14 protein-coding genes are annotated in these 11,039 nt (G+C 38.1%); 2 read left to right on the top strand and 12 right to left on the bottom strand.

Going from position 1 to position 11,039, the window contains the following annotated elements:
- Window positions 1-212: 212 nt before the first annotated feature.
- Window positions 213-917 carry a purine-nucleoside phosphorylase gene (deoD, locus tag ACSU6B_RS12925; RefSeq protein ID WP_168244803.1) on the bottom strand — a complete coding sequence of 235 codons (705 nt, stop codon included), beginning with the start codon at window positions 915-917 and terminating at the stop codon, window positions 213-215.
- Between the two features lie 153 nt (window positions 918-1,070).
- On the opposite strand from deoD, the gene ACSU6B_RS12920 reads away from it, so the two are divergent.
- Window positions 1,071-1,199, top strand: coding sequence for a hypothetical protein (locus ACSU6B_RS12920; protein WP_088088665.1), 129 nt, complete (start codon window positions 1,071-1,073; stop codon window positions 1,197-1,199).
- Window positions 1,200-1,238: 39 nt separating this feature from the next.
- Here the strand turns inward: ACSU6B_RS12920 and ACSU6B_RS12915 are convergent, their stop codons facing one another.
- From ACSU6B_RS12915 to ACSU6B_RS12900, 4 genes are all read right to left on the bottom strand, one after another.
- Entirely contained in the window at window positions 1,239-1,550 is a 312-nt protein-coding gene (locus tag ACSU6B_RS12915; RefSeq protein WP_214712540.1) for a YodL domain-containing protein, read from the bottom strand.
- Between the two features lie 190 nt (window positions 1,551-1,740).
- Entirely contained in the window at window positions 1,741-2,511 is a 771-nt protein-coding gene (locus tag ACSU6B_RS12910; RefSeq protein WP_410885743.1) for a sporulation protein, read from the bottom strand.
- 12 nt (window positions 2,512-2,523) lie between these two features.
- Window positions 2,524-3,324 (bottom strand): serine/threonine protein kinase, encoded by an 801-nt coding sequence (locus ACSU6B_RS12905; protein WP_410885741.1) that lies wholly within the window; start codon window positions 3,322-3,324, stop codon window positions 2,524-2,526.
- A 396-nt stretch (window positions 3,325-3,720) separates the two neighbouring features.
- Window positions 3,721-3,894: a YozD family protein gene (locus tag ACSU6B_RS12900; RefSeq protein ID WP_066256754.1), complete on the bottom strand. Its 174-nt coding sequence runs from the start codon at window positions 3,892-3,894 to the stop codon at window positions 3,721-3,723.
- 191 nt (window positions 3,895-4,085) lie between these two features.
- On the opposite strand from ACSU6B_RS12900, the gene ACSU6B_RS12895 reads away from it, so the two are divergent.
- Window positions 4,086-4,256 carry a hypothetical protein gene (locus ACSU6B_RS12895; protein WP_215010975.1) on the top strand — a complete coding sequence of 57 codons (171 nt, stop codon included), beginning with the start codon at window positions 4,086-4,088 and terminating at the stop codon, window positions 4,254-4,256.
- 8 nt (window positions 4,257-4,264) lie between these two features.
- On the opposite strand, the gene ACSU6B_RS12890 is transcribed toward ACSU6B_RS12895, so the two are convergent.
- The 7 genes from ACSU6B_RS12890 to ACSU6B_RS12860 all read right to left on the bottom strand — a co-directional run bounded on the left by ACSU6B_RS12890 (window position 4,265) and on the right by ACSU6B_RS12860 (window position 11,031).
- Window positions 4,265-4,960 carry a hypothetical protein gene (locus ACSU6B_RS12890; protein ID WP_410885739.1) on the bottom strand — a complete coding sequence of 232 codons (696 nt, stop codon included), beginning with the start codon at window positions 4,958-4,960 and terminating at the stop codon, window positions 4,265-4,267.
- A 126-nt stretch (window positions 4,961-5,086) separates the two neighbouring features.
- Window positions 5,087-5,311 (bottom strand): YozE family protein, encoded by a 225-nt coding sequence (locus ACSU6B_RS12885; protein WP_210427180.1) that lies wholly within the window; start codon window positions 5,309-5,311, stop codon window positions 5,087-5,089.
- 138 nt (window positions 5,312-5,449) lie between these two features.
- Window positions 5,450-5,734 (bottom strand): YokU family protein, encoded by a 285-nt coding sequence (locus ACSU6B_RS12880; protein ID WP_088088672.1) that lies wholly within the window; start codon window positions 5,732-5,734, stop codon window positions 5,450-5,452.
- Window positions 5,735-5,760: 26 nt separating this feature from the next.
- The gene (ablA, locus tag ACSU6B_RS12875; protein ID WP_410885737.1) at window positions 5,761-7,185 is read right to left on the bottom strand and encodes a lysine 2,3-aminomutase; all 1,425 of its coding nucleotides are present in this window, start codon (window positions 7,183-7,185) and stop codon (window positions 5,761-5,763) included.
- A gap of 121 nt (window positions 7,186-7,306) precedes the next feature.
- Window positions 7,307-8,719: a sigma-54 interaction domain-containing protein gene (locus ACSU6B_RS12870; RefSeq protein ID WP_410885735.1), complete on the bottom strand. Its 1,413-nt coding sequence runs from the start codon at window positions 8,717-8,719 to the stop codon at window positions 7,307-7,309.
- Between the two features lie 66 nt (window positions 8,720-8,785).
- Window positions 8,786-9,640 (bottom strand): putative beta-lysine N-acetyltransferase, encoded by an 855-nt coding sequence (gene ablB, locus ACSU6B_RS12865; RefSeq protein ID WP_410885733.1) that lies wholly within the window; start codon window positions 9,638-9,640, stop codon window positions 8,786-8,788.
- 137 nt (window positions 9,641-9,777) lie between these two features.
- Window positions 9,778-11,031: a peptidase gene (locus tag ACSU6B_RS12860; protein ID WP_410885935.1), complete on the bottom strand. Its 1,254-nt coding sequence runs from the start codon at window positions 11,029-11,031 to the stop codon at window positions 9,778-9,780.
- Window positions 11,032-11,039: the final 8 nt, after the last annotated feature.

Raw genomic sequence — 11,039 nt, 5'->3', positions numbered from 1 at the left:
TCTTTTATATGTATACCCCCGCAATGTATATTTGGTCAAAGGATTTTTACCGAAAATAATACTATATTTAATTTAAGCCCTAATTTTGACGTCTTTCGATGACTTTTGTCACAGAGGAGTTTTGTTTTTTATTTATTCTCCATTTTGGTAGTGAGTTCCTGTTAATTACTAAAATAAAAAGCCTCATCCTATTTGGAAAAGGCTTATGTTGATTATTCTTTTATCGCTGCTTCTAAAGCTACTTCTATCATATCGTTAAAGGTTAATTGTCTTTCTTCGGCTGTTGTTTCTTCACCTGTTAAGATGTGATCACTAACTGTTAGAACGGAAAGTGCTTTCCGATCAAATTTAGCTGCTAATGTATAAAGGGCGGTGGTCTCCATTTCAATCGCCAGGATTTGATATTTAGCCCATTTTTCAAGCTCAGCGTTATCATTATAAAATGAATCTGCTGTAAAAATATTTCCTACTTTCAAGTTAAGTCCTTTTGCCACCCCTGCATCATATGCCTTACGAAGTAAATCAAAGTTTGCTGTAGGGGCAAAATCGACATGACCAAACGTTAAACGATTCATATTTGAGTCGGTTGAGCTTGTCATTGCCAAAATGACATCACGAACCTTTACATCTTTTTGAATGGCTCCACATGTTCCAACACGAATTAGATTTTGGACATTATAGCTTTGCATAAGTTCATTAATATAAATAGAAATGGAAGGAACACCCATTCCAGTTCCTTGTACAGAAATTCTTTTTCCTTTATACGTCCCAGTAAATCCAAACATATTACGAACTTCGTTGTAACATTTTGCATCATCTAGAAATGTTTCTGCAATATATTTAGCCCGAAGCGGGTCTCCTGGCAGTAATACTGTTTCAGCAATTTCGTTTTCCTTCGCACCAATATGTACACTCATCTATATTCCTCCAATCAATAACTACAGCCGTATTTAAACTGTTTTCATTGACAATATATCATAAACAATTTCTAATGAGAAACTCTGCAATGAAACAGACATGAATTTATTATTTTGTGGGAAGCTATTTTTAAGATTGGAGGGAGATCATTCATGGGTAAAAAACATCGAAGCCGCACTAATTCACCGAAGAAAAATAATCACATCCCTGCTGAGGCCATTGTGGCTGAACATGAAGCACATGCAAAAGAGCACAATGCAACTGGTGGAAGAAAGCACTAAGCTAAAAAACCTAAGGAATATTGTCCTTAGGTTTTTAACTTACAGAAGTACTATTCTGTTAATAGGAAACCAACCACCAGGTTTTAATTGATAATAATGCTGTCCTCCCCTGCCTTCGTCAATTAACACAATATCCCCGGTTGAGAGAAATCTGCCTTGATAATCTGCAGGGATTCTGTCAGTTACATTAAAGCGGCTGAAAGTTTCCTCTAAGCATTGCACCCGGCTATTTGCTGGAATAGTGGTTCGAAAAACCTCTTTATGCCCTTTATTTTCACGGTATTTTGGAGTTTGAAAGATCGTCACATCATATTGTATACATGCTCTTTTTGTTAATACTTTGATCATCATATACCTCCAATTATTAGAATTAATTGCTTATTCTAGTAATTAGCGATGGACATTGTCGATTCCTTCTTGAAAATCCCATTATTTTTGTCGAATTGCACTTTTTTTATCCAGCAAAGATGATTTTTGTCGAATCATAGCGTTTCAATAGACATAAAAACAATAGGACCAAAATGGCCCTATTGTCAGGATTTTATGAATATCGTTGAATTGCACTTTGAATTTTTTGTTGTAAAATCGGGATATCTGCATTTGAAACTGACAAGCGTACATTGGTCTCATCTGCACCCATTGCCTCTGAAAACAATCCTGATAGCCCTCTTGCCCGACGGTCCACTTGGAACATGATATCAAGCATGCCATTTCCAGACGGGAAGAAAACTACTTCTAGTTCATCTAATCTGCCACGAAATAATCCTGCAGTAGGTACAAACTCAAATTCTTGAACAAACGGTAAACGTCCCCGTAATCGCCGCGGTGCTTCTTCACAATCGGCTTCTCGAATCCTAAATCCTAAATTATCAATAGCATTAAACACAGCAGACATAAGTGAGTTAGGGACAACTTTTAGATAATCTTTATCGCTTGGGTCCACACCGCCTTTAATATCTAGACCGGTAGTTACCCAAATCTTTGACCTGCCAATGGAAAGCGGCGTATCCAAAGGAAGTTGAAAGGAAAATGGAATGTCTTTTTTCTCATTTGCACGAATGACAAAAGGAGTAGTTAATCGAAACTTTTCGATCGCAGCAGTGACGGTATACTTTTTGTCATCTGACTCTCTTAAATAGGTGGTATTTAAGGTGAGATAAATCTCATCAACCTGCTGATCGATCTTGCCTCCTTTAATTTCAACTACTCCGTTAACAGTCTCCCCCGGCATATAAGTATCCTTTTCAAGCTTTGTGTCCACTGCTGCTGACCCAATTCCTACGCTGGCAAATACTTTGTTAAAAAAAGACATCTTTTTCTCCCCCTAGATTAAGTATAAATTTATTATTTCAGCTCTTATTTGGGCACAGTTTTCATATGCTGGTTCAATCTGTAAGAGCTTTCTAATTATGTGTTTGGCCTGGTTGGAAATTTCCAATTCCTCTTCCCAGCTTTTTTCCTGTTTTTGTTGTGGAAAAGTAAAATTTGAATACAGCAAAAACAATAGGAAATGTCCCAATCCATAAAAATCCGCTTGGCAGTTAAACTCTTTACGGATATTGTTTTCCTTTTTTGTTGTCTGAACTGCTGTTTTAAGATTAAGATGTCTTCCTAACCCTAAATCAATTAGCCTAATCTTAGCACCATCCGAAATGACATTTGGGATTCGGATATCTCTGTGGATTATTTTATGATTGTGCAGATATTCAATCGGATTTAGTAATTCATAGACGATTTGAAAAGCTTCTTTTTCAGAGACTTTCTTTCCTTCAGCAAAAATAAGCTGTTCAAAGTTCATCCCCTCAATAAATTCCATTGTGTAAAAAGGAATGTTGTTAAAGGTACCACCCTCAAAATACCTTGGAAAACCAGGATGTTCAATCGAACTTAACAGTTCTTTCTCATAATCAAAGTCAATTCGACCCGATTGCGTTAATCTTTTATGGAGTCGCAAGGCTTTTAGAACCTTTTTTTGCTTTGATTCCAGATCATAAACCAAGTAACTATGACCGTAACCACCTGCTCCGAGATGTCCAATGACCTTGTATCGATCAGCGATGAGCTTATCATTCGGGAACAGTTGTTCAAATAAATTGGAAAATAGGAATGCAATTCTTTTTATCATGAGAAGGGCACCTTGCTAGCTGCTAAAAAAACTTCTACTTTTATACTTCTTTTTATAATGATGATGTCCTAGGTTGTTGTGCTTATAATGATTTCTTCTCTTCCAGGCATCACTTGAAGAGCTATATTGATGGTGATGGTGAAGCTTACTTTTGAAAATTAATTTAAGGATTTTTTTTAACAATTCTTTCCCCTCCTTAGCTTCGTAAACATTCATACGTTTAGAAAAAATAAAGGTTTCATGATTCGCGAAATTTACTAAATATGATGACCAATGCTCTTTGGCTAAAGGTTTTTTTAACGAGCACAACAAAAAGCGAGCACCGAATGCTCGTCTTCTGTATTAATCTATATTAAAAGGAAAAGACTATTTCCTTCTATTTGATTAATTAATTTTTTATTCATCCTCTTCTTCTTCGTCGATAATACTCTTCTCAATTAAATATTCGAAAGTTATGTCTGCAATTTCCTCTAATTCTTCTTCACTAGGAACGTATCCCCTTTTTACAAGCTCATGAAAGAAAAATTCGGCAATCTCTTCAGTATCAATAAATACTTCAATTTCTCTCATAGCATCGCCCCCTTTTTAGAGAATGTATGATGTACATGGCTTTTTCATGCTATTTACTTTAAGGACTTAACTGAATATCTATTTCCAAAGTGAACGAGGATTTATTAACCCCTTAAATTTCAATAAGAGATGAAGTCTTTTTTGGATTGGACAAGCATAGGATGAATGAAAACAACTTTCCCTGAGGTGATATGATGTTAAATTTACAATTAAAATTAGAGGCATGGATAAATGATGTTAATCGGGAGGATGGTCTCACCCTCCAAACATTTGAGAAGATACTAGATGTGATGTTTTTTCTTATTAAATGGGCTGGTATCCCGTTTGTTGTCTATTTACTATTTGAAATTTCGAGGTGGTAGCTTCTTTCTTAGACGTGACTCTTGCCATCGTTACTGACAAGACTTTCCAATTTCCGAAGAATCACACGCATTACTTGATAATATTCCTGATCCTGAAACATTTCATATAAAATCCGGTAATCATTAAATATGTCCAATAAGTTGTCAATTAATTCCTTTTTTTCCTTTTTGCGTTCAATTTCTTCGAATTCTGCTTTTCTAATAATGTTCTGGACTTTTGGATTATCGACTGCCTTTTCCTTCTTATTCACTAAGTATAGGAGACCCAGTTTTTGAATAAATGTATCAGCATTTTCAGCATCTGCAACAAGTGTCAATTCTTCTTCACCAGCTTCAAGCCATTCACCATCACTTACCCTTGATAGCTCATAAATGACATCTTCCCAGGCATCTTCTTTATAGCGCCAAATTTCTGTACGGAAGCCTACAACTTTAAACAAGTCTGCACCATAACCGCTTACTTGAACTAAATCGCCGAAGAAAAAATTATATTCGATGTCAATTTGTTCTTGTTCCATTACAACGCCATCGAATTCTGATAGTAATTGTAAGGCGGATTCAATGAATAATCCGTCACTTTTGTTTACTTCATATACGTACTTCCCGTCTAGCCACTTAACATCTGTTACCTTGCCAACTGTTCCATAGATTGTAATCACGACCGTATCACCGATCTTATACTTCGGTTTTTTTCTATTTCCCATTTCCTCCCATCCTCTCAATAATAAGTCGTGAATTTTGATTACAATAGTATATGCGCCGTTTAAATAAAAGCGCATGTGAATTGTAAAATGAAAAAATCGCCTCATTTCTGAGACGATCACATTGTTCTATATTTTGCTTTCAGTAATCAAATATTGCTGCCATGCCTCATCAAAAACGGACATTGATTCTAAGTATTGACCATTCAGTTCTAGATAAGAACTTAACTCATGATAGTCCTCGGAAGTTTTCGGAAAACTATGATCTAAATAGGCATGATTGGCAAAGTCACTAATAGCATCCTTTGGAGCAGGATGCCTATATTTCATTAAAAAATGATAAAATGATTTAATCATATATAAACGCCTTCCTCATCCAGATTCACTCTATATGTATTTCTTATGAAATACTATAACGGATACTATGGTAAGCGTCCAGCGTTTAGACATACCATAAAGCATAAAAGCAGCCTACAATTGAGGCTGCTTTCATTATGATGAAAAGTCAAAGTAATTTTTCTTTAATAATCTTGGAACCGCCATTAACTCTTCGAAGCTGACCACTTTTCCAATCAGTTTACAATCAATTAAATACAACTGATTCTCTATTTCTTTTACAATTGGTTCGCTTTGATAAATCATTGCACAATCAGGGCAGGAAAAGGTGGGGGTTTCCGAGATTTCAATCGCTCGCGTCCCATCTGGCAGCTCCCAAAAAACTGAAGTGGTTACTCTTTCTACATTTGTGCTTGAACACCATTCACATACGGTTTCCAATTACACTCCTCCTATTCCTTCAACATCTAGGCTGATGATCCATCCGTCTTTGTTTCCTGACTACCTGCTTCTTTTTGAGACAATGCTTTAAATTTCTTATCCTTTAATTCATCCCGTTTGCTGCGCTTATCCTTTAACGTCGTGTGTGCCGGGTCTTGGTAATAATCCTTACGGCGATTTAACCTTGTTAATCCCTCTGGAACAAGGTTAAAGTGTTGATCATTCATAATACCTGAGATTCCTGTAAGAGACCTTTTCGCTTCCATATCAGGGTAAACCTCTTGAAAATAACCCTCTGCCCTTCCAGGCACATAATTTTCTGGCTCTGGGTATGAGGTGATTACGCCTTCAAAATTCCGAATGACCACTTTCTCTGGACTTTGCGAGATCAAGTAATTCGGCTGAAGGGTAATTTTACCCCCTCCACCTGGTGCATCTACGACAAAGGTCGGTACAGCATAGCCAGAGGTATGTCCGCGAAGCCCCTCGATAATTTCAAGTCCTTTTGATACAGGTGCCCTGAAATGACCGATCCCTTCAGATAAATCACATTGATAAATGTAATAAGGCCGGACGCGAATTTTGACAAGATCATGCATTAGTTTTTTCATGATTGGCACACTGTCATTGATTCCTGCAAGGATTACAGACTGGTTACCGACTGGAACCCCGGCATTGGCAAGCATTTCGCAAGCCCTTTTTGAGTCCTCGGTAATTTCGATCGAAGTATTAAAATGAGTGTTCAGCCAAATTGGATGATATTTTTTCAAGATATTACAAAGGTTTTCGGTAATTCGCTGCGGGAACACAACAGGTGCTCTTGTCCCTATCCGGATAATTTCAACATGATCAATTTCCCTCAGGTTTTTAAGGATATATTCCAAAATATTATCATTAATCAGCAGGCCGTCCCCGCCAGAAATTAATACATCTCTTACCTGAGGGGTTTGCCTGATATATGAAATAGCTGCATCCAGCTGCTTCTTCGGAACACCCATGCCAATTTGCCCTGAAAAACGTCGCCTTGTACAGTAGCGGCAATACATCGAACACTGATTGGTAACAAGAAAGAGAACCCGGTCCGGATAGCGGTGCGTTAACCCAGGGACAGGTGAATCTTCATCCTCATATAATGGGTCCTCCAGATCATATTTAGTTTTATAAATCTCCTTCGAAATAGGCACAGACTGCATTCTGATCGGACAACGTGGATCATCAGGATTCATTAAGGAAGCATAATATGGAGTAATATTCAAGGGGATGGTTTTTGTAGAAATTCTTACACCCTCCTCTTCATCTGGAGTTAAATGGATCACCTTTTTTAAATCATCTAACGTACGGATCGTATTCGTTAGCTGCCAAAGCCAATCGTTCCACTGCACTGAAGTAACATCTTTCCAAAGTTCTATATCTTTCCAATACCTTAGTGGTTTATATAAAAATTGTTTCACTGTAAGTTCCTCCCATCTTGCTTCACTAAAATAATATGCAAGAAATGTGCCAATGTCATAAGAAGGCTTAGAACTTACCCTTTTAGTTTTTTGCAAAAAAAAACGCCGAAAACTCGGCAGCTTAGTCTATTATTTTTTTCAGTTTATATTGTAAGGTTTGCCTAGGAATCTCTAAGAGCTTCGCTGCTTGGTTAATGTTCCCTTCAGATAATTCAAGGGCATTCAAAATTAGATCCTTCTCTAATGTTTCAATATTTTTCCTTAATGATAGACTTTCCATTCCGACATTATTAGTTGTGGTTGTGGTTGTGGTTGTGGTTGTGCTTGGAAGATGTCTTAACATGCTTGGTAAATCGTTATACTTCAACTGCTTTTCTTCACACACATTCATCATGTATTCAATCGTATGTTTCAATTCCCTTACGTTACCAGGCCATGGATAATTCATAAAAAATAGCTCAAGTTTCTTCTCATATCCGCTAATATTTTTATAGAGTTTTTGATTAAATCCCTTGATAAAATGATCTGCTAAAAAAAGAATATCTTCTTTTCTTTCTCTTAAAGGGATGAGTGAAAAGGTAAATACATTTAATCGATAGTAAAGGTCCGCACGAAGCGTTTGATCTTGAAGGGCCTTGCTTGGAATGACATTCATGGCTGCAATTACGCGCACATCCACAGAAACACTATGCGAACTTCCCACTCTTCTTACCATTCCATCCTCCAAAACCCGTAATAATTTCGCTTGAAGTTCTATCGGCATCGTATGTAATTCATCAAGGAATAGCGTTCCGCCATCTGCAAATTCAAATAACCCTTTACGGTCTACTGCCCCCGTATAGCTGCCTTTAGCCGTACCAAACAGGATACTTTCTAACAGTGTTTCAGGAATGGCTGCACAATTTTGAGCAATAAACGGTTCAGATGAACGAAGGGATTCATGATGCACTCCTTGAACAAATAATTCTTTCCCTGTTCCAGACTCACCGTAGACGAGAATAGGGGAATCCGATTTCGCCAGTTTCTTAGCCTCATTTTTGATGCTCTGAAAGGGTGGATTAACCGTCAATAGATCGTTTAATGTATAGTTTACTTGCCTGTTTACCTTCTTTTTACTGTATTTCTTTAAACCCTTTTGTAAATCTAATAGTCGTTCCGCAAGTAGTTTCATTCGGGAATAATCTTTCGCTATTTCAACCGCGCCAATTATTTCTTCCCCGAGAAAGATTGGCAGGGTTGTATTGATGGTATCAATTCTTGTCCCATGCAAATTCATATAGACCTGTGTTTGATTGTAGATTGGATGTCCAGTTTTTATTACTTTTAGCAAGGTACTGGACTCTTCCGTTAGGGAGGGAAATGAGTCAATTAAATGCTTTCCCTGCACTTCCTTTACTTCCATCCCATCGTGCTTTGCTGCCACTGCATTATAAAAAATTGTCTTTCCCTCAGTATTGACCACATGAATTCCTTCATCAATCCCTTTTAGAATGGCTGTCAGAACTTCTTGCGTTAAAGCGGTTAACTGAACCATTTGATTCACCTGCCCATCCTTCCAATTTAACAAGGTGCCGAAAAATTGGCACGGTAAGCCGAAATTTTAGCAGTTTGCCAGATTCTTTACCCACATATTCATATTTTCAAGCTTGTCATAGATAAAGCAATTATTCATCAGCCTGCCCCGATACGAATATCCCAGCTGAAATAAAACTGCATTCATCCCAAAGGATAACGATCTAGCAATCGAATAGGCACAAAAGATTCCCTTCCTTTTCAACTCAGCTTCAAGTTCCTGAAGAATAATTTTCATAAGCCCATATTTCCGATGTTCAGATAATGTTGCACAATCCGTTAACTCTGCATTTTTATAAAAAGAATTCACTTCGGCTGAAGCTGCACTGACTATTTTTCCTTGAAGGAAAAAAGCGTAATAGATGGTCCCATCCTTGATGGTCTTTTTTATATATTCCGGTTTATGCAAAGGGGTTGGGTAAATTTGAAACACTTGCCCGTACAGTACCGCAAGTTCCACAGCACTGCTCTCGTCGACCTTTCGTAATTCATATTCCTTTGGTGGATATCCTTTCTGAATGGACGTGTCTAATTGATATATACTGTTGACCATCTCGTCTTCGGTCACCCAATGATCATTTTTCTTCCGGTCTGGCGTGTAATACTTTGAAAAAAAATGGGCATCTGAGCCAAGAAAATAGCGATCAACAACAGCTTCTGGCTGAAGACCCTTTTCCAAGAAACTAAGAAAGTCTTCACTTCTGACTTTGACAATTAACTTTTCAGCCTTGTGCTTTGCTGCGAGCTCTTCCGCTCGTTCAATTAGCAATTTTGTATTTCCACGATAATCATCCACACGAATACGTTTATTAAATGGATCAAGATATATTTCAAGAAAATAGCTTTTTTCCTCTAGAAAAATAGTGGATGCCGTTTGATTCATCGAGTTCACCCCATCGGTAAATGATAATTTCACTAGCATTCTCGAAAAAATGTCTGGCCTAGATTAGCCAGACATTCCCACTAGGTCGGTATAAATCAATTATAGCAATCTTTTGATCAATAAATGGAAAAATCTGTTTACTCTGCCGCCTCACACCATTTTAATAAAGTAAGAGCAATAATCTCACTTGCGATAAACATATCTTCGAGAACAATATGCTCATTGGCGTCATGTGCTGTTTCTGTTATCCCAGGTCCGAAAATGACCACGGGAGTATTACCAATATTAGAAAGGATACCGCCGTCTGTTCCCCAAGGGCTTGCCTCGATGATAGGACTACTACCCTTTACTTCTATAAAACTCTTTGTCAATTCATTCATTAATGGATGGTCATTTTCAAGACTTCCTGGCAGCCACCTGCCGCCAAACCATTCTATCTTAAGAGGATTTTCCCTGAGCCACTCATCATTTTCACTTATTTCTCTCAAGCAAGCTTCCATTTCAAGTTGTGCTGATGGAATCGTTTCTTCCGGAGAAACTCCCATTCTCCCCTCAATAATTGCGGTGTCAGGCACCGAAGAAGGCCATTCGCCGCTTGAAAGCTTTCCAATATTAATTGGAATAGGAATGGGGATTTTTTCAAAGAGAGGATCAGTAATCCTAGCATTTCTATCGTTCTCTAACTGTTGTAATCTTTGAATGACTACTAGTGCTTTTTCAATTGCGCTTACACCTTTATACCTGGTTCCTCCATGGGCTGCTCTGCCTTTCACGGTAATTCTGAACCACATTGAGCCCTGCTGCTTCGGGAATATCTTCAAATTGGTCGGTTCTGGAATAATGGCCCCATCCGCATGGTAACCTCTAAGAACGGCTGCTAGGGTACCAGCTCCGCCGCTTTCTTCTTCAATGACACTTTGAAAAATAACATCCCCTTTTAGTTTAATATCATTTGCAATTAAGGACTCAATCGCCATTATCAGAGCAGCATTCCCACCCTTCATATCCGTCGCGCCTCTTCCATAAAGCTTGCCACACTCAATAGTCCCGCTAAATGGGTCATGTTTCCAGCTTAATTCATCCCCGACTGGGACCACGTCAATATGACCATTTAAAATCATCGATTTGCCGCCGCCTGTACCTTTTAACACAGCTACTAGGTTAGGATTCCCGCCGAAGTTCTGACGGTCACAACAATAAGCAGGGTGGGAATTTAATTCATCACCACCGATTTCCCAAATATCGAGTATTAATCCTAACTGTCGGCATTTTTCAATAATAATCGCCTGGGTACTACTTTCGTTCCCCCGAGTGCTGTTTTCTCGGACGAGGATTTGTAAAAGTCTTGCCCCTCGTGCTCGATTCTCTTTTATCCATTGTTTTATGCGCATTTCATTAT

The organism is Neobacillus sp. C211, from assembly GCF_051842875.1.
Taxonomy (GTDB): Bacteria; Bacillota; Bacilli; order Bacillales; family Cytobacillaceae; genus Neobacillus.
Note: the sequence above shows the minus strand (reverse complement) of the source record. Positions and strands in the feature narration are given on the sequence as shown.

What these genes read in the sequence shown, in the direction of transcription:
- ACSU6B_RS12910 (WP_410885743.1), bottom strand. Translation starts at nt 2,511, where the DNA reads ATGTCTTTTTTTAACAAAGTATTTGCCAGCGTAGGAATTGGGTCAGCA.
- deoD (WP_168244803.1), bottom strand. Translation starts at nt 917, where the DNA reads ATGAGTGTACATATTGGTGCGAAGGAAAACGAAATTGCTGAAACAGTA.
- ACSU6B_RS12895 (WP_215010975.1), top strand. Translation starts at nt 4,086, where the DNA reads ATGATGTTAAATTTACAATTAAAATTAGAGGCATGGATAAATGATGTT.
- ACSU6B_RS12920 (WP_088088665.1), top strand. Translation starts at nt 1,071, where the DNA reads ATGGGTAAAAAACATCGAAGCCGCACTAATTCACCGAAGAAAAATAAT.
- ACSU6B_RS12900 (WP_066256754.1), bottom strand. Translation starts at nt 3,894, where the DNA reads ATGAGAGAAATTGAAGTATTTATTGATACTGAAGAGATTGCCGAATTT.
- ACSU6B_RS12915 (WP_214712540.1), bottom strand. Translation starts at nt 1,550, where the DNA reads ATGATGATCAAAGTATTAACAAAAAGAGCATGTATACAATATGATGTG.
- ACSU6B_RS12890 (WP_410885739.1), bottom strand. Translation starts at nt 4,960, where the DNA reads ATGGGAAATAGAAAAAAACCGAAGTATAAGATCGGTGATACGGTCGTG.
- ablB (WP_410885733.1), bottom strand. Translation starts at nt 9,640, where the DNA reads ATGAATCAAACGGCATCCACTATTTTTCTAGAGGAAAAAAGCTATTTT.
- ACSU6B_RS12860 (WP_410885935.1), bottom strand. Translation starts at nt 11,031, where the DNA reads ATGCGCATAAAACAATGGATAAAAGAGAATCGAGCACGAGGGGCAAGA.
- ACSU6B_RS12870 (WP_410885735.1), bottom strand. Translation starts at nt 8,719, where the DNA reads ATGGTTCAGTTAACCGCTTTAACGCAAGAAGTTCTGACAGCCATTCTA.
- ACSU6B_RS12905 (WP_410885741.1), bottom strand. Translation starts at nt 3,324, where the DNA reads ATGATAAAAAGAATTGCATTCCTATTTTCCAATTTATTTGAACAACTG.